Annotated in this window: 17 protein-coding genes, 1 tRNA gene and 1 pseudogene; 15 read left to right on the forward strand and 4 right to left on the reverse strand. The window is 60.4% G+C overall.

Annotated elements, in window-relative coordinates; all coding sequences use genetic code 11:
• Positions 1 to 36: 36 nt before the first annotated feature.
• From CSING_RS05095 to CSING_RS05110, 4 genes are all read left to right on the forward strand, one after another.
• Entirely contained in the window at positions 37 to 1,209 is a 1,173-nt protein-coding gene (locus CSING_RS05095) for an alanine racemase (protein WP_042530276.1), read from the forward strand.
• The gene (locus CSING_RS05100; RefSeq protein ID WP_456062133.1) at positions 1,194 to 2,486 is read left to right on the forward strand and encodes an FAD-binding oxidoreductase; all 1,293 of its coding nucleotides are present in this window, start codon (positions 1,194 to 1,196) and stop codon (positions 2,484 to 2,486) included. Before CSING_RS05095 ends, CSING_RS05100 begins: the two co-directional genes overlap by 16 nt.
• A gap of 101 nt (positions 2,487 to 2,587) precedes the next feature.
• On the forward strand, positions 2,588 to 3,778 hold the full coding sequence (locus CSING_RS05105; RefSeq protein ID WP_042530281.1) for an MFS transporter: 1,191 nt from the start codon (positions 2,588 to 2,590) through the stop codon (positions 3,776 to 3,778).
• A 256-nt stretch (positions 3,779 to 4,034) separates the two neighbouring features.
• Positions 4,035 to 5,312 carry an HNH endonuclease signature motif containing protein gene (locus CSING_RS05110; RefSeq protein ID WP_042530283.1) on the forward strand — a complete coding sequence of 426 codons (1,278 nt, stop codon included), beginning with the start codon at positions 4,035 to 4,037 and terminating at the stop codon, positions 5,310 to 5,312.
• A gap of 246 nt (positions 5,313 to 5,558) precedes the next feature.
• Here CSING_RS05110 and CSING_RS05115 read toward each other — a convergent pair whose 3' ends face one another.
• A complete protein-coding gene (locus CSING_RS05115) occupies positions 5,559 to 6,899 on the reverse strand; it encodes a dicarboxylate/amino acid:cation symporter (RefSeq protein ID WP_042530285.1) in 1,341 nt (446 codons plus the stop codon).
• A 118-nt stretch (positions 6,900 to 7,017) separates the two neighbouring features.
• Positions 7,018 to 8,094: a lipoate--protein ligase family protein gene (locus CSING_RS05120; protein ID WP_042530287.1), complete on the reverse strand. Its 1,077-nt coding sequence runs from the start codon at positions 8,092 to 8,094 to the stop codon at positions 7,018 to 7,020.
• Positions 8,095 to 8,589: 495 nt separating this feature from the next.
• Between CSING_RS05120 and CSING_RS05125 the strand changes: the two genes are divergently transcribed.
• The 4 genes from CSING_RS05125 to nrfD all read left to right on the forward strand — a co-directional run bounded on the left by CSING_RS05125 (position 8,590) and on the right by nrfD (position 15,016).
• Positions 8,590 to 9,480, forward strand: coding sequence for a PRC and DUF2382 domain-containing protein (locus CSING_RS05125; protein WP_042530289.1), 891 nt, complete (start codon positions 8,590 to 8,592; stop codon positions 9,478 to 9,480).
• Between the two features lie 123 nt (positions 9,481 to 9,603).
• Complete coding sequence (gene fdnG, locus CSING_RS05135; protein ID WP_236684042.1) at positions 9,604 to 12,876, forward strand: formate dehydrogenase-N subunit alpha; 3,273 nt, start codon at positions 9,604 to 9,606, stop codon at positions 12,874 to 12,876.
• 5 nt (positions 12,877 to 12,881) lie between these two features.
• Positions 12,882 to 13,925 carry a 4Fe-4S dicluster domain-containing protein gene (locus CSING_RS05140; protein ID WP_042530295.1) on the forward strand — a complete coding sequence of 348 codons (1,044 nt, stop codon included), beginning with the start codon at positions 12,882 to 12,884 and terminating at the stop codon, positions 13,923 to 13,925.
• Positions 13,922 to 15,016 carry an NrfD/PsrC family molybdoenzyme membrane anchor subunit gene (gene nrfD / locus CSING_RS05145; protein WP_042530297.1) on the forward strand — a complete coding sequence of 365 codons (1,095 nt, stop codon included), beginning with the start codon at positions 13,922 to 13,924 and terminating at the stop codon, positions 15,014 to 15,016. Before CSING_RS05140 ends, nrfD begins: the two co-directional genes overlap by 4 nt.
• Here nrfD and selD read toward each other — a convergent pair.
• Positions 15,003 to 15,983 (reverse strand): selenide, water dikinase SelD, encoded by a 981-nt coding sequence (selD, locus tag CSING_RS05150; protein ID WP_042530299.1) that lies wholly within the window; start codon positions 15,981 to 15,983, stop codon positions 15,003 to 15,005. The genes nrfD and selD overlap by 14 nt on opposite strands.
• Before the next feature lie 35 nt (positions 15,984 to 16,018).
• Here selD and CSING_RS05155 point away from each other — a divergent pair.
• The 5 genes from CSING_RS05155 to CSING_RS05170 all read left to right on the forward strand — a co-directional run bounded on the left by CSING_RS05155 (position 16,019) and on the right by CSING_RS05170 (position 20,052).
• Positions 16,019 to 16,113, forward strand: a tRNA-Sec gene (locus CSING_RS05155).
• Positions 16,114 to 16,137: 24 nt separating this feature from the next.
• Positions 16,138 to 17,421 (forward strand): L-seryl-tRNA(Sec) selenium transferase, encoded by a 1,284-nt coding sequence (gene selA, locus CSING_RS05160; protein WP_042530301.1) that lies wholly within the window; start codon positions 16,138 to 16,140, stop codon positions 17,419 to 17,421.
• Positions 17,422 to 19,188 (forward strand): selenocysteine-specific translation elongation factor, encoded by a 1,767-nt coding sequence (selB, locus tag CSING_RS05165; RefSeq protein WP_042530303.1) that lies wholly within the window; start codon positions 17,422 to 17,424, stop codon positions 19,186 to 19,188. It abuts the gene before it with no gap.
• 274 nt (positions 19,189 to 19,462) lie between these two features.
• The gene (locus tag CSING_RS13275) at positions 19,463 to 19,744 is read left to right on the forward strand and encodes a type II toxin-antitoxin system RelE/ParE family toxin (RefSeq protein ID WP_084226171.1); all 282 of its coding nucleotides are present in this window, start codon (positions 19,463 to 19,465) and stop codon (positions 19,742 to 19,744) included.
• An 8-nt stretch (positions 19,745 to 19,752) separates the two neighbouring features.
• Positions 19,753 to 20,052 (forward strand): HigA family addiction module antitoxin, encoded by a 300-nt coding sequence (locus tag CSING_RS05170; protein WP_042530305.1) that lies wholly within the window; start codon positions 19,753 to 19,755, stop codon positions 20,050 to 20,052.
• Positions 20,053 to 20,419: 367 nt separating this feature from the next.
• Here CSING_RS05170 and CSING_RS05175 read toward each other — a convergent pair whose 3' ends face one another.
• A complete protein-coding gene (locus CSING_RS05175) occupies positions 20,420 to 21,238 on the reverse strand; it encodes a hypothetical protein (protein WP_042530307.1) in 819 nt (272 codons plus the stop codon).
• 71 nt (positions 21,239 to 21,309) lie between these two features.
• Here CSING_RS05175 and CSING_RS05180 point away from each other — a divergent pair.
• Together CSING_RS05180 and zupT are read left to right on the forward strand one after the other, a co-directional pair.
• Positions 21,310 to 22,533, forward strand: a pseudogene (locus tag CSING_RS05180) (BCCT family transporter); the annotation flags it as partial.
• 9 nt (positions 22,534 to 22,542) lie between these two features.
• On the forward strand, positions 22,543 to 23,340 hold the full coding sequence (zupT, locus tag CSING_RS05185) for a zinc transporter ZupT (RefSeq protein ID WP_042530309.1): 798 nt from the start codon (positions 22,543 to 22,545) through the stop codon (positions 23,338 to 23,340).
• The last annotated feature ends 5 nt before the right edge of the window (positions 23,341 to 23,345 follow it).

Genomic DNA, 23,345 nt, shown 5'->3' on the forward strand with positions numbered 1-23,345 from the left:
CTCACAAACCTAACTACGGGTGGCTAGGATTACGTTATGCCCACCCTATCCACCATCCCGCGAACGAAGGTGCGAGAGGCTATCGAACCTCTCGTGCGCTCCGGCGAGCATCCAGCACCCGTTGGGGTTATTGACCTTGCGGCTTTCGACTACAACGCCCAGCAGATGTCCACACGCGCCGGGGGATTGCCCATTCGGGTCGCCTCCAAGTCGGTCCGCAGCGTGTCGGCGTTGCGCCGCGCGCTGGAACATGACGGCTACCACGGTATCCTTGCGTATTCGGTGCCGGAGGCGCTCCATCTCGTTGCAGAAGGGTTCCGGGACATTGTCGTGGCCTACCCGAGTGTGAACCGAAAGGCACTGCGAGAGCTGGCAAGCTCCGCGGCCGCGCGCGACACCGTGACGGTGATGGTGGACAGTATCGAGTTGCTTGATCTGCTTCCCAGTCCACTGCGTGTGGCCATCGATATTGACTGCACTCTGCACTTGCCTGGCGTAGTGGTGGGTCCGCGTCGCTCGCCCATCCGGGAACCGGAGCAGGTGGCGGTGCTGGCCCAGGAGATTCTGCGGCGAAGGCATCGTCTCGTGGGGCTCATGGCCTATGAAGGTCAGGTGGCGTCCGTGGCGGATGGTCTTCCCGGCCCGGTTGGGGCAGTCAAGCGCTGGCTGCGATCCCGGTCCATGGTGGATCTCGCGCCGCGACGCCGAGCCTGTGTGGCCGCTGCGCGGGAGGTGGCTGACATCGAGTTTGTCAACGGCGGTGGAACCGGCAGCCTGCAGGAATCTGCGGCGGAAGGCACATTGACCGAACTCGCCGCAGGTTCTGGGTTCTACACGCCGGCCATCTTCGACGATTTCACCGACATCAATCACAAGGCGGCGGCGTTTTTCGTCTGCCAGGTCTCCCGCGTGCCTGCGCCCGGGTGGGCAACGGTCAACTCCGGCGGGTGGATTGCATCAGGCCCGCCCGCTAAAGATCGCGTGCCGGTTCCGGTGTGGCCGCAAGGGCTAAGTTATTCCACCACCGAGGGTGCCGGAGAAGTGCAGACTCCGTTGCACGGCGCCTCCCTGAAGGTCGAGGACCCAGTGTGGTTTCGCCACGCCAAGGCCGGAGAGATGACAGAAAACGTCGATTGCCTCCTTGCTGTGGGGGAGGGCTGTGTCGAGCACTGGGACACGTATAGAGGACAAGGATGGACACTCCGATGAGTACTTTTAGCAACTGGGCTGGGTCGGTCACTACGAAACCTGCAGAGTTTCTGCAGCCTTCCCGCATTGACGAGATTCCTGACATCATCACGCGTTCGCGAAGCGTGCGCACCGTTGGAGCAGGTCATTCCTTCTCGCCGGTGGCAGCAGGGGAGGGGACGATGATGAATCTGGATAAGCTGAGTGGCCTGGTGGGCGTCGATAAGCAGCGCAAGCGCGTCCGATTCCTGGCTGGCACTCGTCTCCGTGACGTGCCGGGACTTCTGCGCCCCTTCGGGCTGGCTCTGACGAATCAGGGCGACGTAGACCCACAGTCCCTCGCCGGCGCAATTTCGACGTCGACGCACGGCACCGGCATCGATTACACAGGCTTTGCGGGCACGGTCACGGGCCTCACGCTTATCGACGCCGACGGCAACACCCGCACCTACTCTCTCGATGAGGATCCAGACCTGCTCAGACTCATCGTGGTGAGCATCGGGGCGCTCGGAGTGGTCGTTGAGGTGGAGATGCAGTGCGTTGACGCCTTTGACCTGCAGGCAGAAGAGACGGGAATCGGTTTCAACGAGCTTATGGATAACTGGGAGGAGCTGTCTCGCAGCGTCGACCACTTCGAGTCCTATTGGTTCCCGCACACGGACCGCGCCATGGTCAAAGCTAATACGCGACTCGCACCGAATGGAGAGCACCGTTCACGCATCAAGCAGTTTATTGATGATGAAGTGGTGGGAAATGGTGCCTTTGCAGTCACTCTCGCGCTGGGGCGGATGGTCCCGGCAACGATTCCAGCGCTTAATCGCTTCTCCACTGCGGTAATCTCCCATAACCGCTATCGCGCCGCTGCCCACGAGGTGTTCGTGAGTCCGCGTCGGGTGCGTTTCCACGAAATGGAGTACGCCGTGCCGCTTGCCGCCGGCCCCGCCGCCGTCCGTGAAATACGCCGCTTTATCGAGGATCGTGACTGGCGCATTGGTTTCCCTTTGGAGTTGCGCACGACAGCGGCTGACGACGTCGCACTGTCCACGGCTTCTGGACGCGAATCGATGTACATTGCCTTCCACATTCCGCGGTTCTTAAATCCCCAGGATTACATGCCAAAGCTCGAACCCATCTTGCGCGCAGCCGGCGGCCGGCCGCACTGGGGCAAGATGAACACGCTCGGCCGCGAAGACTTTGCTCAACTTTATGCAAGATTTAACGAGTTCTGCGAGTTGCGCGAAAAGATGGACCCACAGTGGCGGTTCGGCTCTCCGTACCTGCGGAAACTGTTCGGATAGGGGCGTCGTCAAGCATGGTGCAGGCATAATCCAGAATTCGAAAGTATCTCTGATCTTTGGTAGCGTTTGGGAGTCTTAACTCCATAACGCTATCGAAGAAGGTGTCTCAAACGTCTGCTAAATCCACCCCCCTCATTACTCCAACCTTCGTTTTTGCGTGGTTGGTGAACTTTGCACAATTTACGGTCTTCTACCTGCTTGTCACCATTATGGCGATGTACGCCATCGAGCAGTTCCAGGCGTCCGATACAGCGGGCGGATTTGCATCGAGTGCCTTCGTGGTGGGTGCGACAATCGCGCGACTTTTCTCCGGTTATATCGTCGATGCAATGGGGCGAAAGCGCACGCTCGTGGTCTCGCTCATTGCTGTGGCCATTGCAATGGCACTGTACTTCCCGGCACAATCGTTGCCGCTGCTCTTTGTGGTGCGAATCTTGCACGGTTTGGGCTACGCGATCGCCTCGACTGCAGTGATGGCCGTGGCGCAGTCTGTGATCCCTGATCACCGCCGAGCTGAGGGCACTGGTTACTTCGCGCTAGGAACCACGCTGGCGACGGCTTTCGGCCCCGCCGCAGGCTTGGCCATCGTGCATAATGCCGGCTACAACGCCGTCTTTGTTGTGGCGCTGACGCTGACCGTCGTTGCTTTGGCGCTGGGACTGGTGGTGAAGGCTCCGGCGCAGGAGCAGCGCAGCGTGACCTTCTCCTTAGGCAACATCGTCCACCCAGCAGTGGCACCCTTCGGTGTCTTCATTCTGTTCGTGGGTGTTGCCTACACCGGAATCATCACCTTCTTGAACGGTTACTCTTCCGATGCGGGCCTCGAACAAGGCGCAAGCTACTTCTTCCTCGCCTATGCCGTGGTGAGCCTTATTTTGCGCTTTGTTCTGGGTAAGTTGCAGGATCGCCGTGGCGATAACATCATTATTTACACGTCGCTGGTTTTCTTTATCGCGGGTCTTGCCGTGTTAGCTTCGGCCTCGTCCGACTGGCAGGTCATTCTGGCCGGTGCGCTCGTTGGCCTAGGCTATGGCTCCATTCTTCCAGCTGGCCAGGCAATCGCTGTGCGTCTGGTTCCGTTGCACGAGATGGGTGCCGGTATTTCCACCTTCTTCCTGCTCCTTGATATCGGAATCGGCTTCGGCCCAATCCTGCTGGGGCAGGTTATCTCCGCCACGGGATATACCACCATGTACTGGATATTGGCGGCGCTCATGCTCGTGGCTTCGGTTGTGTACTTCTTTGTGCATGGCCGCAAGGACGTCGCGCGTGGTGACGTGCGGTACGAGTAAAAGCTTCCTTTTTAGAAGGGCGGTCGGCTGGAATGCCGGCCGCCCTGTGTGCGTTGTACCCCCGTGGTTGTGGATAGGCCCCGGTTATACAACCTGTTCGACAAGAGTCAAACACACAGTCTAAAGATGGGCTTGACACCCCCGATCATCCTTCCGTATCCGCTTTGTTTGTGCAGGCCATAGACCTATAGGTGGGTTTCCGGTAGAATCATAGTTAGAACACTTCTTCTAATTGCTAATTTTCTCGGGGACGATCATGACCATCACACCACCGCCACCATCATCACCATCTCCGGCTGCCTTCTTTGCCATCACCAACCCCGGTAATCCCCATGCTGTAGCCCGCAGCATTGCCCGGAAAGCAACCTATAGCGCTTGGGTAGCGGCAACACCTGATCTTGAAGCCGATATTGACACCACCGCACTATCCCTCGTTAACGCCTGGGCGTTAACTGAAGGCCACATCAAAGCAGGCCTGCGCGCCATCCACCGCCTGAATGAACTACCCGCCGTCAAACTCCTCCAAGATACCCACTGCCTGCTGGATATAGAATCTCTCATTGCTATCGACCAACCCATGGCCGCCCTCACAACCCACAACCCCGCCACACTCGCAGTGATCGATTGCCTTTTGGCAGAGTATTTCACCCCCACCAAACCCAACCAGGTCTTTCCCACCCGTAGCCAAATCAGACGCAAAGTCCGCGACCTCTGTAAAACCCTCGATGACACTATCGCCTACCGTGACACCCGCCCCCAAGACTCCTATACCTTCTCAAGCAACGGAACTAAAGCCTGGCTTGAGCTCGGAGTTGATGAAGACACCGGCATCAAACTCGATGCGTTCATCCGCCGAACCGCTAGCAGTCACGGCATCAGCATCACCGATGCAATCAAACAACTACTAAGCGGTGAGATCACCCCACCAGCCACCGTCATCCTGCACACCTATAAAGCCTGCGATGTCGACAACGCTCCGACCTACATCGAAGGCTTTGGCTGGCGGCTGGCAGATATGCCTTACGACCACCACCGCGACTTGACCACCCCCGTCAAAGAAACCGACGGTTACCGGCCAGGAATCATCATGCGTAAACACGTCGAAGGACGCGACGGCACCTGCCGCATGAGCGGATGTGATGAACCGGCCTACCACTCACAACTCGACCACCGCCACAACTACGCCGACGGTGGGGCAACCCACCCAGACAACCTGGCCTGCCTATGCCAAAAACATCACAACCTCAAAACCGATGGCAGCGCCTACTACTTGCTCGACCCCGCCACCGGCGACATCATCTGGCTCTACGACAACGGCACCTGGGCCGTAACAGAAGCCCAAGGCCCCCTCGCACCCCGCGAAAAACGCTGGGCACAAACCATCGGCCAACACATCACCACCACCCGCCAACGCACCCGCGAACAAGCCCAACAACTCAAACAAGAACTCGATGACTATCACGCCGAACAACAAACCACAGCTCAAGCTGAAACAGAATCACACGCCAACACCACAGAAGATATTCCCTTCTAACCACACCCCCAACCACCAACCCCCGTCGACCCACACGACGAAACGTAAGAACCAGGACTCCGTCGTTTAAAACGACGAAGTAGAGGTAGCGGCCACGGATTATGAAGGTATCGTCGTTTGAGACGACGGCGGTCAGGTACGTGGGGGACTCGAGACAGAGAAGAGCCTCCCTACTGGGAGCTACAGGGGTAAGACTTCGGCGATTGCTCCTGGGCTGGGGAGGCTGGTTAGTGGAGGGGGAGGAAGCTAGGCAGAGATGCCTACATGCTTCTTTTCGTCATCGTTCATGATGTGGGTGACACCGTCCTCGGCGGCGTCCCAGACCTCCTGGTCTTGGATACCCGCGCGCTTCGCCACAATAGTGGCGCAGACGGACTGGCCGGTGACGTTGACCGCGGTGCGGCCCATGTCGATGATGGGCTCGATGGCTAGGAGGAGGCCTACGCCAGCGAGGGGCAGGCCCAGGGTGGACAGGGTCAGTGTCAGCATGACGGTAGCGCCCGTCGTGCCTGCTGTGGCTGCGGAGCCGATCACGGAAACGAAGATGATGAGCAGGTACTGGGTGAAGGATAGGTCAATGCCGTAGAACTGAGCGATGAAGATAGCGGCGATTGCGGGGTACACGGAAGCGCAGCCGTCCATCTTGGTGGTGGCGCCCAGTGGGATGGCAAAGGAAGAGTATTCGCGCGGGACGCCCATTGCCTTCTCCGTGAAGCGTTCGGTGACGGGCATGACACCCATGGAGGAGCGGGTGACAAAGCCGAGAGAGAAGACCGGCCAGACACGCTTGTAGAAGCCCATGACAGGAATGCGGTTGAATACGAGGGCGGCAGGGTAGACCACGAGGATAACGAGGGCGAGGCCAACGTACATGGCAAGGACGAACTTGCCCAGAGAGCTCATGGCATCCCAGCCGTAGGTGGCTACGGCCTTACCGATGAGGGCTGCGGTGCCGATGGGGGCGAGACGGATGATCCACCACAAGACAACCTGAATAACCTTCAAGAAGGATTCGGTAAAGCGCAGGAACGGATCGGCAGCCTTGCCAGCCTTGACCGCGGCGATGCCCAAGGCCAGGGAAATAACAAGCAGCTGAAGGGCGCCGAAGCTGAGGGAGACAGTGTCGTCGCTGAAGGAAGCATTGAGGCCAAAGAAATTTGAGGGGACGAGCTGCTGGAGGAAGGCGGTCCACGAACCGACGTGGGAGGGATCGGCGGCGGTGGAGGCGTCGACAGTCGTGCCGACTCCTGGCTTCATGACGAGTGCAACGAGGATGCCTGCGAGAACCGAGAAGAAAGCGGTGATGGCGAACCACACGAGAGTCGAAATCGCGAGAGAAGCAGCGTTTGCCACTTTGCGCAGGTTAGCCACCGAAGTGACGACCGCGGCAAAGATGAGCGGCGGCACCATAATCTTGAGTAGCTGAACGTAGGCGCCGCCGATGCCGGTGAGGGTATCGGCGAGCCACGTGGATTCCATGCCGGATGCAATGAATCCGAGGATGAGGCCAATGATGAGGCCGGCGATGACTTGGGCGCCAAAGCCGGTGGCCCATGAGGGCAGCGTGCGGGAGGAGGTGTCAGACACGAGTAATTCCTTCTAGACAGTGTTGTATAGAAAAAGACCAGCCAGTTCGCTAGGGGCGAACCGATCGGTTCACTAAAGACCACAACACAGTACGCTGCCTTTAAATTCCCGTGCAAGTTTAGGGAATGCGTTTCGTCCAATCGTCGGTGAGGAACTTGGTGTCGACGAGGTGGCGGGCGCGGCTAAGCGTGGCGTCGGAAAGCTCGGCCTCCACGGCCCCGTAGCGAGTAGCGAACTCACGCGCCATCGTGTCGATGATCTCCTCGCGGGGTACACCAGTCTGGCGGCGCAGCGGATCGACGCGCTTCTTCGCGCTGGCCAGACCCTTGGACGAGACCTTAACCTTGCCGATGCGCAGAACTTCCATCATCTTGTCGGCGTCGATGTCATAGCTCATTGTCGTGTGGTGCAAAACCGCGCCTTTACGGCGCTTCTGTGCAGCGCCGCCGATCTTGCCGCCGTCGGAAGTAATGTCATTAATAGGGACATACCAGGCGTTAACACCGAGTTTGCCCAGTGCTGCGAGAACCCACTGGTCAAGATATTCGTAGCTGGCCTCATAGGAATAGCCGGCGACGAGGGACTCGGGGGCATAGAGGGAGTAGGTGACGCAGTTGCCGCCCTCCATGAACATGGCGCCGCCGCCCGAGATGCGGCGCACGGGAATAATGCCGTGCTTGTCGACGCCCTCCTGATCCAACTCATTGGCATAGGACTGGTAGGAGCCGAAGACAACTGCCTTGTCCTCCCACTCCCAGAAGCGCAGGGTGGGGCCGCGCTGTCCTTCCGCGACTTCGTTGAGGAGGACCTCGTCAAGTGCGACGTTGACCGGGGTGGGGAGGATACCTGGGCGCAGGATCTCCCAGCTGTGATCAGTGAAATCGGTGCCGTCGGACAGTGCGCGCTTGACCGTAACGGCGAGGTGATGGGTGTCGAAGCCATGGAGGGCGACGGGTTCTTCCTCCTCGATTCGGGCGAGCGCGGCATCGAGGCGGGACTGGATATCGGAGGTGCTGGTGGCCGTGGTGACGCCGGTCAAAGCAGGACCGAGTGCGTCGTAGGCTTCCTCGGGCTCTAGGAAAAAATCACCGGAGATCTTGGCGGTGGTGATGGTGTTGTTCGCGTCCAGGGCGATGTCGACGACGAGAAGCTTGCCGCCCGGGACCTTGAGTTCGAAGTGTTTATGAGTACTCATGATGTTGAGGGTACCGATGGTGTGGCTTGGACATACTCTGTGCACTAGACCAATTCAGATTTGATCTGATGTGTGGGGGGGTAGCGGGGCATGATTGGAATTTCCTGTGGAGGGTGTAGGGGTTTGCGTGGAAAGTCGCGCTGTGGGGTGATGTGGCGTGGTTGCCGGTGGGGGGAAAGAGCTTTCTCCTGTGATGGCTACTGTGCGGCCTCGGTGAGGTCTAGTTGAAACCCGAGAGGTAAGAAACTGGTCGGTGTGATGCAATGACAGCTCCGTTACCCAATCGTTATAGATTGTGTGACCTGCGGCAAAGCCATGAAAAGTTGAAAAAAGCGGTCGCAGTGGTGGCGAGATGTTGATTTGTCCGTATCGTGGATGGCAGAGCAAACGAAATAGCAAATCGCGCTCTCCTGAACGTTGGATTCGGGGGTAGCGACTGAGTTTCACTGTTTGCCGCCGATAAATAGACCAATTATAGGAAGGTTCAGAGAAACAATGGGCAAGAACATCAAGGATCTTTTCGACGCAACCGCTTACGACAACGCTGGCGAGAAGCTCGGCTCTGTCAAGGAGGTCTTCGTTGATGAGCAGACCGGTCAGCCGACCTTCGTTGAGGTCAACCACGGCCTGTTCGGCATGAACTCCAGCCTGGTCCCGCTCCGCGGCCACGACTTCAATGGTGATGACCTCAAGCTGGCTTTCTCCAAGGATCGTATTGAGGGCGCCCCGGACTTCGACTCCGATAAGCCGCTGACCCCGGAGGCACAGTCTGACATCTTCAAGCACTACAACCTGGAGAACGCCCAGGACGTCACCACCTACCGTGACGAGCGCACTGACACCACCACCGGTGCTGGCGTTGCTGGCGCAGGTGCTGCAGGCGCTGGCGTTGCCGGTGCAGGCGCAGGCGCTCACGCAAACGATGAGACCGTGACCACCGAGCGCACCGAAACCACCGACCGCGCTGCTGCCACCGACCGCGCTGCTGGTCACAACCTGACCGACAACGACAACGAGCTCATCCGTTCCGAGGAGCGTCTGGACGTCAACAAGGAGCGCGTTGCTACCGGCGAGGCACGTCTGCGCAAGTACGTCGTGACCGACACCGAGACCGTTGAGGTCCCGGTTGAGCGCGAAGAGGTTCGCGTCGAGCGCACCCCGATCTCCGAGGCTGACGCCGCTAACTTCAACGGCACCATCGGTGACAACGACACCGCAGAGGCTTCCGTCACCCTGCACGAGGAGCGCGTGAACGTTGACAAGAAGACCGTCCCGGTTGAAAAGGTCAACCTGTCCAAGGAGACCATCCAGGACACCGAGACCCACACCGAGGAGCTGCGCAAGGAGCAGATCGATACCGACGGTATCACTGAGACCCGCAAGTAATTCGGGCTAAACGCAAGGGCTTGGAGCTTTAAGGCTCCAAGCCCTTGATGCTGTTTTCTACCCCTTTTAGGCCGCTGTGCGGTCGGTCTAGAAAATATGGACTCCAGGCAGTAGATTTGAGGCATGTCTCGTTTTAGTCCGCTGAACTGGCCGGTCGTCCGCCAGATTCGCAATAAGGATGCCTTCGGCCGTGACTTGTCTACGCAGTCGGCCAAGAGCGAGGAGCTGCGTGGCCGCACCGTGGACGCCGACCGCGTGGTCCAATCCGTCTGCCCCTATTGCGCGGTGGGCTGCTCCCAGCGCGTGTACGTCAAGGATGACCGCGTCATCCAGATCGAGGGTGACCCGGATTCCCCGATTTCGCGCGGACGCCTGTGCCCCAAGGGCTCGGCCTCTGAGCAGCTCATTAACTCCTCGTCGCGCGTCACCACAATTAAGTACCGTGCACCTTATGCCACTGAGTGGCAGGACTTGGATGAAGAAACCGCGATGAACATGATCGCGGATCGCTTTGTGGAGTCGCGTAAGAAGCATTGGGAGGACGTCGATAAGCAGGGGCGTCCCCTCAACCGCACTATGGGCATCGCCGGATTGGGTGGTGCAACACTGGACAATGAGGAGAATTACCTCATTAAGAAGCTGTTTACGGCAACCGGTGCGATTCAGGTTGAGAACCAGGCGCGCATATGACACTCCGCCACCGTTCCTAGTCTAGGAACTTCGTTTGGCCGCGGCGGCGCAACCCAACCGCTGCAGGATATGGCGAATGCGGACTGCATCGTCATTGAGGGTTCTAACATGGCGGAATGCCACCCCGTGGGTTTCCAGTGGGTCGTTGAAGCCAAGAAGCGTGGTGCACGCATCATCCACGTTGATCCGCGCTACACACGCACGTCCGCGTTTGCGAACCGCCACATTGGCATTCGCGGTGGTACGGATGTGGTGCTGTTGGGCGCCATCATTAAGTACGTGCTGGACAATGACCTGTATTTCCACGATTACGTGGTGAATTACACGAACGCTGCGTCCATCATCTCGCCCGATTTCCAGGACACCGAGGACCTCGAGGGCCTGTTCTCGGGATACGATGCGGAAACGGGCAAGTACGTCACGGATTCGTGGCAGTACGTGCGCAAGCCTGAGGGCTCGTCGTGGAACGTGGAGAAGGATCCGACCCTAGAGAACCCGAACACGGTGTTCCAGATTCTCAAGCGCCACTACTCGCGCTATACGCCTGAGATGGTGGAGGAGACCTGCGGTATTTCACAGGAGGACTTCTACTACCTGGCGGATTCCATCGCGGATAATTCCAAGCCGGACCGCACTACCTGCTTCGCCTACGCACTGGGCTTTACCCAGCACACTCTAGGAGCACAGTTCATCCGTACGGCGGCGATCTTGCAGCTGCTCATGGGCAATGTGGGCCGCCCTGGCTCCGGCATCATGGCCCTGCGCGGCCATGCCTCGATTCAGGGGTCGACGGATATCCCGACGCTGTTCAACTCCCTGCCGGGGTACCTGCCCATGCCGCACGTGGAGCAGGCGAACTGGAGTGAGTACCTTAACTCCTTCCGCAAGGAAGACCAGAAGGGCTTCTGGCAGTTGGGTGAGAACTATGCGGTCTCACTGATGAAGTCTTACTGGGGTGACGCCGCCACCGAAGAGAATGAGTGGGGATTCAACCTCATGCCGCGCCTGTCCGGCGCGCATTCAACGTATGAAACCTTGTTGGCAATGCTCCGCCACGAGGTTGAAGGCTACTTCGTCTTTGGCCAGAACCCAGCGGTGGCGCAGTCCAACGGCGGCATGCAACGCCGTGGCCTGGCGGCACTGAAGTGGCTGGTTGTGCGCGATTTCCAGGAGATTGAAACCGCCAGCTTCTGGAAGGACTCTCCGGAAATCAAGAACGGTGAGCTTAAGACCGAAGAGATTGGCACCGAAGTCTTCCTTATGCCGGCAGCTACCCACGTGGAGAAATCCGGCACGTTTACTCAAACCCAGCGCATGGTGCAGTGGCGCTTCCAGGCGGTTCCGCCGCCGGGCCAAGCCCGCAGTGAGGCATGGTTCTTCTACCAGCTGGGAAAGAAAATCCGTGAGCGTCTTGCTGATTCAACTGACCCACGTGACCTCCCCATCAAGTCCATAACATGGGATTACACTGAGGACGAGCATGGCGATCCGAGCTCAGACGAGATCTTGCGTGAAATCAACGGCTACTACCTCGACGGACCAAAGAAAGGGCAGCTCCTGCCTGCCTTTACGGAAATGCGTGCGGATGGCACGACGTCCGGTGGTTGCTGGATTTACACCGGTATCTACAAGGACGGCATCAACCATGCAGCAAAGAAGGTGCCGGGTTCGGAACAGAACGAGGTTGCCTTGGACTGGGGCTGGGTATGGCCAGCTAACCGCCGCATTCTCTACAACCGAGCCTCGGCAAAGCCCGATGGAACTCCATGGTCGGAGCGCAAGAAGTACGTGTGGTGGGATGAATCCCAGGGCATGTGGGTCGGTGACGACGTGCCTGACTTCCCAGCAACGAAGCGTCCGGATTACGTGGCGCCCGTCGATGCCGTGGGACCAGACGCCCTCGATGGTGATGATCCCTTCATCATGCAGGCAGACGGCCTGGGCTGGCTCTTTGCGCCGCAGGGGCTTTCCGACGGCCCCCTGCCCACCCACTACGAGCCACAAGAGTCTCCGGTGACGAACGCGCTGTACAAGCAGCAGCAGTCGCCAACGCGCTTGACCATTAAGCGTGAGGACAACCTTTCCCGCCCCGAGCCAGGGGAGGTCGGCGCGGACGTGTTCCCGTTTGTCTTCTCCACCTATCGCCTGACGGAGATGTATACCTCAGGTGCTATGTCACGCCGGCTGCCGTTCCTGGCGGAGCTGCAACCCGGCTTGTTCTGTGAGGTGGATAAGGACTTGGCGGAAAAGCGCGGGCTGGTCAACGGCGAGTGGGCCACCATTGTCTCGCCGCGCGGCGTTATCGAGGCCCAGGTTTTGGTGACCGACCGCATGGAGATGCTCACCATCAACGGCGAGGAGTTCCACCAGATCGGTCTACCGTATCACTACGGCGAGTCTGAAACCACCGATGTGGCCGGCGATGGAGCGAACGACCTGCTGGGTCTGACGCTGGAGCCGAACGTGTTCATCCAGAACTCTAAGGTGGGCGCGTGTGATATTCAGCCGGGACGCCGCCCACGCGGTGAGGCTCGACTGGATTTGCTGCGTGAATACCAGGAGCGCGCGAAGCTGACGGTGGAGTCAGGAAACCAAGTTCTTGATGTGAGCGACGCGTTCACCACGGAGGCTCAGGCCACCGACGAGAACACTGGTAATGACTCCACAGCGGGCAACGTGGCTGATTATGAAGGCAAGGAGGGCTAATAACCGTGGCGAATGCATTGACGGAGAAAGCCGACAAGCACGGCTACGAGTCCTACCAGCGCATGGCGTTCTTCACCGATACCTCCATTTGTATCGGTTGTAAGGCCTGCGAGGTGGCGTGTAAGGAGTGGAACCGCAACCCGGTTGAAGGCTATGCGGTGACTGGAAACTCCTATGACAACACCGGCTCGCTTGGCGCCAACACGTGGCGCCATGTGGCCTTCATTGAACAAAACAACGAGCGCATTGAACGCGCTCGTGAAGAGGGTCGACAGCTCATTTCGCTGGGTATGCCTACTGTTCAGCCGTCCACGACGCCGCCCGACACCGATGACTTCCGCTGGCTCATGTCCTCCGATGTGTGCAAACACTGCACCAACGCGGGATGCCTCGATGTGTGCCCGACGGGCGCGTTGTTCCGCTCGGAGTACGGCACCGTGGTGGTGCAAGACGATGTATGCAATGGTTGTGGTACCTGTGTGGCGGGTTGTCCCTTTGGCGTCATTGAGCGCCGCGACGATGGCGGTGTGACGCTCAAAGCCGATAAGACCGCGACCGTGGATTATGAAGTCCCAGACCACGCGGGCATCAACGTGCTTGCCAAGCTTAAGCAGCTCAAGCCGCAAGGCCAAGATCATGTGCCGGGACAGTCCATGCCCATCAAGAACTTGGGCGTGGCTCAGAAGTGCACCATGTGCTACGACCGCCTCAAGATTGGTGAGCAGCCGGCCTGTGCCAAGACCTGCCCCACGGACTCCATCCAGTTTGGTCCGTACGAAGAGATGCTGGCCGCAGCTCAGGAACGTGTACGTGTTTTGCACGAGCAGGGCCTGACTGAGGCTCGCCTGTATGGTGCGAACCGTGAGGACGGTGTGGGTGGCACTGGCTCCATCTTCTTGCTTCTGGACTCTCCTGAGGTCTACGGCTTGCCGCCGGATCCGCGCGTGCCCACGGCGGATTTGCCGCAGATGTACAAGACCGCGGCGAAGGCTATTGGAGGTATGGCGCTGGCGGTTGCCGGAGCATTCGTGATGGGAGGCCGCAAGTGAGCGAATTTGATGAGTACCGCCCGCCGCAGGAGCCTAGGCGCTTCGGAGGCAAGAAGGGTGGAAAGAAGCGCAAGCGTCTAGGCGCGGGTGCCCAAGACGGTTCCAAAGAGCAGCGCATGGCGGAGGACTTTGAGTTCTCTTCCTATTACGGCAAGCCCGTGGTCAAAGCCCCGCCGTGGGAGTGGCCCATTGGCGGCTACCTGTTCCTCGGTGGTCTGGCTGGTGGCTCGGCGCTGCTCGGCGCAGGTGCGCAGGCGACCGGCAATAGGGAGCTGAAGCGGTCGACGCGCTTGACCGCCTTCTCGGCGGCCTCGGTAGGATCAGTTTTTCTCGTGCTGGACTTGGGCCGCCCGGAACGCCTGCTCAACATGTTCCGAGTGTTCAAGGTGACCTCGCCGATGTCCGTTGGTTCGTGGATCTTGGGTAGCTTCGCTGGCGCAGCAGCTCTGCCAGCTCTTGTGGAAGCCGATGAGCTGGTTGGCGGGGTAGTGCCTGCGCCCGTTCGGGCTCTTCTTGACAAGGCCGCTGGCCCAGCGGGTGGTGTCGCCGGCGTGTTGGGCGGTCCGCTGGCCGGATACACAGCCGTCTTGCTAGCGAATACCTCGAATCCGACATGGAATGACGCAAGGAAGCACTTGCCGTATGTCTTCGTATCGTCGGCGTCGGCAGCCGCATCAGGTGCCGCGATGGTGTTCACTCCCGTGGAAAGCGCAGGTCCTGCACGCGCCTTGGGCATGGCGGCCGCAGCGAGCGACCTCGCCGCGACCCGCATCATGGAAGAAAACATGGAGCCGGAGCCCAAGCGCCCGCTGCATGAGGGCGTGCCCGGAAAGCTCATGAAGGCCTCCGAAGCACTTATCGCCACAGGTGGCGTGGGTACCGTCGTGGCAGCGCTGACGAAGTCACGGGCGGTGTCGGTGGTCTCGGGGCTGGCACTGATGGCGGGCTCAGCCTGCACACGTTTCGGAGTTCTCAACGCCGGGCGCGAGGCCGTCAAGGATCCCTCAACCACCATCGGACCGCAAAAGCGCCGCGCGGAGGCCCGCCGCCGTGCGGAAGGCCTCGGAACCTCGACGGTTACGAGCGGATAGTAATCCGCGCCTCACCTGGGACGGTTCGGCCAATGACCGGATAGCCGGGAACCTCACCGATGACGAGGAGGCCGCCGGAGGTCTGGGCATCAGCAAGGAAGACGAGGTCTTCTTCACTCAGGTCGGCGTTCAGGTGGGGGTGTACCCAGTCGAGGTTGCGGCGCGAGCCGCCCGGGATGAACCCTTCTGCCAGGGCTTCCTTCGCGCCCTCAATGGCAGGAACAGCGGAGAAGTCTAGCTCCGCACCGATTCCGGAGGCGCGGCACATCTTATAGAGGTGGCCCAACAGTCCGAAGCCGGTGACGTCGGTGGCGGCACGTACCCCGGCTGCTACCGCGGCAGCGGCCGCATCGCGGTTAAGCGTGGTCATAGAGTCCACCGCGGCCTGGGAGACCTCGCCGGTGGCCTTGTGTTTATTGTTGAGGATGCCCACGCCAATCGGCTTGGTCAGCGTGATGGGAAGCCCGGCCTCGGCGGCGTCGTTGCGCAAGATTTTGTCCGGGTGGACGATGCCCGTGGCCGCCAAACCATAGGTGGGTTCCGGAGCAGTGATGGAGTGACCGCCAGTAATGGAAATGCCGGCCTCACTGGCGATATCCATGCCGCCGCGCAGAACCTCGCGCAAAATGTCGAGGCCAAGCACTTCGCGCGGCCAGCCCACGAGGTTGATGGCGGTGATGGGGGTGCCGCCCATGGCGTAGACGTCGGAAAGCGCATTGGCAGCGGCGACGCGGCCCCAGTCATACGGATCGTTGAGCATCGGCGTGAAGAAGTCCGCGGTAGAGATGACCGCGAGACCATCTGGGATGCGCACGGCGGAGGCATCGTCGCCGTCGTCAAGCCCAACCAACACGTTGGGGTCCGCGGTGCCCACGAGTCCTTCCACGGCAGACTCGAGTTCGCCCGGGGGAATCTTGCATGCACAGCCGCCACCGGCGGCAAAGGACGTTAGTTTAATGTCAGTCATAAGTACTACTTTAGCCACGTGTAAGGTGAGCAGGCGGAGGCGTACGTGTCCTGGTGGGCGCCCCGGTCTTCAAAACCGGTGAGGCCGAGCATCTCGGTCTGGCAGGTTCGATTCCTGTCCGTCTCCGCCATACGCGCAGCTAGGAGGAACCACGATGACAGATCCCCGCCGCTTTATCCCGAAGATGGATGAAATCCTCCAGTACCCGGCGGTGCGCGCAGCACAAGAACGCCTAGCGCCCCATAGCGTGCGCGCCGTCATCGACGCCGTGCTGGCCGACGCCCGCTCCGGCGCCCTCGCGCCCTCCCTCGTTGAGGCAGAGCTGGCGGCACGCTTGGATCGAACCCGTCCGTATTCTCTGCGCCCTGTCATCAACGCCACAGGCGTTATTGTCCACACGAACTTGGGCCGTGCACCTTTGCCGCCAGCGGCGGTGGACGCATTGGTAGCCGCGGCGTCCTATACGGACGTGGAGATGGATTTGGAGAGCGGCCTACGCTCGCGCGATAGGGGGCGCGCGGCTGTAGACGCTGTGCTAGCAGCGTGCCCCGGTGCGGAGGATGCGCTCGTGGTCAACAACGGTGCTTCCGCGCTGTTGCTGGCTACTGCGGCGTTGGCGCCCGGTAAAGAAGTCATCATCTCCCGCGGAGAGCTCATTGAGATTGGTGCAGGTTTCCGCCTGCCGGAGCTCATCGAGTCGACCGCTACTCGCCTGCACGAAGTAGGCGCGACCAACCGCACTCATGCGGCGGATTATGAACGCGCCCTGGGGGAGGAGACGGGCGCGATTCTCAAGGTCCATCCCTCAAACTTCCTCATCAGCGGTTTCACGTCCTCGGTGTCGGTGGCGCAGCTGCGTCAGCTTACGGATTTGCCGCTCATCGTGGATATCGGCTCCGGCCTGCTCACCCCGGATGCGCAGCTGCCGGACGAGCCCTCTGCCAGCGAAGCACTCCGCGACGGCGCCGATATCGTGTTGTTCTCCGGGGATAAACTGCTGGGCGGACCCCAAGCGGGCGTGCTCGTGGGAACGAAGGACGCCATTGCCGCATGTAAGAAGCATCCTCTGGCGCGGGCAGTGCGCATTGACAAGTTGCGGCTCAACGCACTGGAAGCGGCTATCTCCACCTCAGCGAACGCCGTCCATGATGCATTGCACCTGTCGGCAGAACGTCATAAACAGCGCACCGAACACATAGCGTTCGCAGTGGGCGGCGAGGTCGTCGAGCATCACGGCCGCGTGGGCGGCGGTGGCGCCCCGGAGGTGCCGCTGCCGGGTTGGGCGGTGGCGCTGCCGGAAAGGATCGCGAGTGTGCTGCGGCAGGGGTCTACGCCCGTTGTGGCACGGGTGAGCAATGGACGCTGCCTGGTAGACGTGCGCTGCGTTCCGGAGAACCAGGATGCGGAGCTTATCGCAGCGATTCAGGCGGTGATGTAGGTGTACGTTGTTGCCACCGCGGGCCATGTGGATCACGGCAAATCCAGCTTGGTCAAAGCTCTGACTGGAATGGAGCCGGACCGCTGGGAGGAAGAACAGCGCCGCGGGCTCACCATTGACCTAGGATTCGTGTGGACCATGCTGGACTCGGGCGCAAACGTGGCCTTCGTGGACGTGCCAGGCCACGAGAAGTTCCTGGGTAACATGCTCGCCGGGGTGGGGCCAGCCCCGGTGGTGCTTTTTGTCGTTGCTGCCGACGAAGGCTGGCAAGCGCAGTCCACTGACCATCGCGATGCTTTAAGAGCGCTCGACGTGCGGCACGGCATCGTCGCACTCACCCGGGCCGATAGAGCGGATGATGCGCGCCGCGCGGAGGTTGCCGCGCAGGTACGGGCGGAGCTGGCAGGAACCGTGCTTGTCGACGCCCCCCTCGTCCCCGTCTCCGCCATAACCGGGGAGGGCTTGGACGCACTGCGCGCAGAGCTGGATGCTGTGCTGGCGGGGATGCCCGCTCCCGACGCGACAGCGCGGGTGCGGCTATGGGTAGACAGAGCCTTCAGCGTGAAAGGTGCCGGCACCGTAGTGACGGGAACCCTGGCGGCAGGAACACTTGCGGTGGGCGATGAGCTGGTGCTGGGGGAGAAGAAGGTCACGGTCCGGGGGCTACAAAGCGAGAACGTCAGTGCGCCATCGGTAGGGCCGGTCTCCCGCGTGGCGGTCAATTTGCGTGGAGTGGATGCGGACCAGATACATCGCGGAGCTGCACTGCTCAGCCCTGGAAAGTGGCGTGTCCTCGAGGCAGTGGACGTGCGACGCACTTTCGGCACCGAGCTGGCTGATCTGCCGCAGAATCTGGTAGTCCATATCGGCACCGCAGGCCTAGGCGCGCGGCTGCGCCCGCTGGGAGGCGATTTCGCCCGGCTGACACTAGAGGAGCCGCTGCCACTGACCCTGCTCGATAAGTTTGTGGTGCGCACGCCCGGCGGCCGGCACGTTGCGGCGGGCTTAGAAATCGTCGATATGCACCCAGCGGAGCTCACCCGCCGAGGCGATGCACAGAAGCGCGCTGAAGAATTGGCGGACACCGATGTCCTGAATCCAACTGAGTGGTTGCGCCGCTGTGGCTATGACCGCCAGGAGAATCTGGTGCGCGATGGATTCGCCGTGGAGGAGGTCCCCGCAGGGATCATCGAGTTCCGTGACTGGTGGATTGCCGCTAGCCAGATAGTCACATGGAAGGAGAGACTGCTGCGAGCGGTCAGGGACCACGCAGCGGCGAATCCGCTCTCACCGGGTCTGCCGCGCGCGGCCGCTATGGATTCGCTGGGAATTGATGACCCCGCCCTGCTCGGCCTGGCGGTGGCCGCGGCCAAGGTTGAATCGGCCGATGGTGTGCTGCGCGTGCCGGGCCAGACCGTGGACTTGGGGCCGGCGGAAAAGGGTGTGGCAGAGCTTGAACGGCGCCTGCGTGAGGAGCCTTTCGCTGCACCCGAGGCCGCGGACCTGAAGGAGCTAGGCCTTGGGGCCAAAGAACTAGCCGCCGCTGAGCGCGCCGGGCGTCTGCTTCGGCTGCAGGGAGGAGTCGTGCTATTGCCTTCTGCGCCTCGCGAGGCGCAGGCGCTGGTCGCCCAGCTGGAGCAGCCGTTTACGCTCTCGGCAGCGCGCAAAGTAATGGGCACGACGCGCCGTGTTGCCATTCCGCTCTTGGAACACCTCGACTCGATCGGAGTGACTCGCCTAGTGGATGGGCAGCGAACGGTGCGCTAAGTCCTAGTGGGCGGCTGCCGAAATGAACGAGCGCGGTGCTAGGAGCAAAGGGACCAAAGTAAGGGAACCATCTGTGGGGTGGTGTCGGAGAAAGTCCAGGTCAGCGTATGAGGATAAGCGCATAAGGTACTAATTAAAAGGTGCCTTCTAGAATATCATTGTCATGGGGGAATCAAGGCAGTCTTAAGCTCCAGAAAGTTCTCCAGGATTCAGTGTCAGAAACTTAACGGAGATCGTTATTGACGGATTCCGTTATGGTTTGTAGATTGAGGTCATGATCCAGTCCTTTGCTGACCGAGACACCGAGCTTGTCTGGTTGCGCCGAGCGTCACCGCGGATCGATTCGAGAATCCACAAGACCGCAAATAGAAAACTTCATCAGCTTGATGCGGCGGTTTCCCTGCAATCGCTGCGAATACCGCCGGGCAACCGGTTGGAAGCTTTGAAAGGCGACCGACGGGGAACATACAGCATTCGTGTCAATCAGCAATGGAGGATTACTTTTCGCTGGACTGAAGCAGGTCCGGCAGACGTGGCGATAGAGGATTATCACTAAGGAGCGAGATGAGTACCAAGCTGTATCCGCCAATTCATCCCGGAGAAGTGCTCAATGAGGATTTCATTAAGGCATTCGGGATCACACAACATAAGCTGGCCATGGCCATTGGGGTCCCGCCACGCAGGATTAATGAGATTGTCCACGGCAAGCGCGGAATCACCGCAGATACTGCGTTGCGGCTAGGAAAGTATTTCGGGGTAGAACCGCAGTTCTGGCTGAACTTGCAAGGAAGATACGAACTCGAGGTAGCTGAGGACTCTATCGCCGAAGAAATCAACAGTATTGAGCCGCTCGAAGTGGCCTGAGTGCAAGATTCAGTAACGCGAACGGTTCGACTGCACGCGGCCGCCGGAGTGTGAGTGAACGGAACGCCGGCCGCCGACATCGGGGTCGTCGCTTCCCCATGAATCTTCAGCCCATATTGCAAAATCACCATCGGCGTATCGCTTCTGGCGAGTGGCTGCATATATGTGATGGGTAACTCTACATTAGCCAGCGAGATATTGCCTTGAACTCGAGAGGGACAGCAAAGGAACCAAAGTAAGGGAACCATCTGTGGGGTGGTTCCGGAGAAACCCCAGGTCGAAGCATGAGTATATGTGCATAAGGTACTTGTTAAAAGGTGCCTTTGCTTCCTGGGGTAGGGGAAGACGTGGCAGAAAAGTGCTGAGGCTACGAACTAGGGGAGGTGAAGGTGCGTGAGCCAGTGGTCAGCGGGGAGGCTAGCGGAGCGGCGTCGGTGGTGACCTCCCAATCCGCTGTGAGGTCAAGCGCTGGGGGAATGGCGGGGTGCTCGGACGAGAGCGGTAGCGGCGGGACGGCCGGCGAAAAGAGAGCGTCAGCTGAGTCGGGAAGGTCCACGGCGATGCGGCCAGCAGCGGCATAAGCGCGGGCAGCCAGGGCCACTCCCGAGGAAGCGGCAGCCTCGATGGCTGAGGCGAGGACAGGGGAGTCTGTGAGGGAGGCACAGGGCCCAAGGACGAGGTCGCCATGGGTAGCAAGGACGGTGTTGTCAAGGATGACGAGGGAGACGATGAGTTGTTGGGTGCCCATGCCGCGCAATTGGTGTGTGGTGAGCTGGCCAGCGGAGACGTCGACAAGCGCGCCATGCCCACCTGCGAGAAGAGCAGAACCTTCCGGCTGGTTCGTGGAGGGAATCATCCAGGGATCGAGGCCGAGGGCAACGGCGACCTCGACATCGCCCTCAGCAACCTCGACCGTGGCATGCGTCGAGGGGCTAAGCCCGGCCGCGCGAAGGCGGGCGAGCGAGGGGTAGTCCGCGGACTCCTCTGCATCGAGCGCGCCGATAAAGCCGAAGGGTGAGCGAATGCGCCAGCCGCGGCTGGCGGGGTCGGGGATGAGGGAGACATCGATAAGCGTAGGCGCCGTGGCCAACCCGGGGATGCTCAACGCGGTGCCGAGGTTGACGTGGTCAAGGACGGCCACGTGCTCAACACCAAAGTATGAGGGGGCTAGCGGGTAGAGCGCCATAGTTGTGTGAAGTCACCTCATGCGTCTGGTTGGAGTGGATGGACTTCCCCAATCTTACGCAGGGCCGTCACCTGGGTGGAACGGCGGCCACGCTAGGCATTGGCGCCCTACAGATTGGGCGGGGTGTCGAGATTGTCAGCGGTTGGTCCGCCACGGGTAATACGGCGGCGATGGTGATCATCATCGTGCTGTCCATCGCCACAATCTTCTCCGCCGTCTCCGGTGTATCCAGGGGCATCCGTTGGCTCTCCAACATTAACCTGGTCCTGGCACTGGGCTTGGCTATCTTCTTCTTCGTGGTGGGCCCCACGGCCTTTTTGGCCAACATGCTGCCCTCGGTCATCATTGAGTACCTGGACGAGATGCCGAACATGCTCTCCGCCAACATGGGCCAGGGGGAGGACATGGTTTCCTTCCTGTCCTCGTGGACCACGTTCTATTGGGCCTGGTGGGTGTCCTGGGCGCCGTTCGTCGGCGTGTTCGTGGCCAAGATTTCCCGCGGCCGCACCATTCGCCAGTACATCCTCGGCGTGCTGCTCATCCCTTCGGCCATCATCGTGTGCGCCTTCACCATCTTGGGCGGCACGACGATTTGGCTGCAGCGTCGCGACGGTGACATTGCCCCTGACGGCACCATCGATTCCATGCCGCCGGCCGAGGACATCTTCTTCACCGTTCTTGACCACCTTCCCGGCGCACAGATCATGGCGCCGTTGGTTCTGGTCATGCTCATTGTCTTCTTCATCACGACGGCTGATTCTGCTTCCGTGGTCAATTCCCAGCTCACGCAGCGCGGCAATCCGGCGCCGAAGCCGGCCGTGACCATCTTTTGGGTCATCTGCATGGCCGGTATCGCCGTGGTGATTCTGCTGGCGGGCGGCCGTAATGCGCTGCAGGGCCTGCAGAACCTCATTACGGTCACGGCCTTGCCGTTCGCGGTCATCATCGTGCTCATGTGTATCGCCCTTGTCCGGGAGCTGCGCCATGACCCGGCGGCCATTCGCACGTTCTACGAGGACCAAGCCGTGTCCAACGCCATCCTCCACGGCGTGCGCGAGCATGGCGATAATTTCGCCCTCGCCATCCAACCCACGGACGATGATTCCAAGTACGCCACCGGTGCGGAGTTCGATTCCACCGCTGCCGAGGTCACCGAGTGGTATGCCCGCACGGACGAAGAAGGCCATGCGGTGGGCTATGACTACGAAACCGGCGAGTACACGGACGACGATCCCACCGTGAAAGATGGCGAGTCATTGGCCACATCCACGGAGGATGATTCAGACGCGCTATAGTTTGCCACTATGGATTTAACCACCGTCGCGTTCGCATTCAGCCTCGTGCTCTTCTCCGGCTTATCGACGTCCATCGGAGGCGCCCTCGCCGTGGGCAAGAAAGAGCCGGGGCCGGGATTCATGGCCGCCGCCTTGGGGCTTTCTGCGGGCGTGATGCTCTATGTCTCCTTTATGGAGATCCTCCCGGAGGGCATCAGCAAGCTAGGAAAAGCCTTCGGAACCGAAAAGTCCGCCACGTGGGCAGGCATTATCGCTTTCTTTGCGGGGATTGCCCTCATCGCCATTATTGACCGCGCCGTGCCGGCGGAGATTAACCCGCACGAGCCGGCAACCACGGAGGAGGAGGCGCGCCGCAAAAGGCTCATGAAGACCGGCGTGTTCACTGCCTTTGCCCTGGCGCTCCACAATTTCCCAGAAGGTTTCGCCACGTTCTTGTCGGGGCTCGAAGCTCCAGAAATCGCCATTCCCATTGCAGTGGCGATTGCCATTCACAACATTCCGGAGGGGATTGCCGTGGCGGTGCCCTTACGGGCGGCGACAGGCTCCCGCACGAAAGCCTTCTGGTGGGCCACGGTGTCGGGGCTTGCGGAGCCGGTGGGCGCGCTCATCGGCTTTGCCATCCTTATGCCTTTTATTGGGCCGGTGACGATGGGCATTAGCTTCGCCGCCATTGCTGGCATTATGGTCTTCATCTCCCTCGATGAGCTGCTGCCCACCGCGGAGGAGACCGGCAAACATCACTTCGCCATCTATGGTGTCATCGCAGGTATGGCCATTATGGCGGTGTCGTTGATGCTCTTTATGTAAGAGGG

This window comes from Corynebacterium singulare, from assembly GCF_000833575.1.
Taxonomy (GTDB): domain Bacteria; phylum Actinomycetota; class Actinomycetes; order Mycobacteriales; family Mycobacteriaceae; genus Corynebacterium; species Corynebacterium singulare.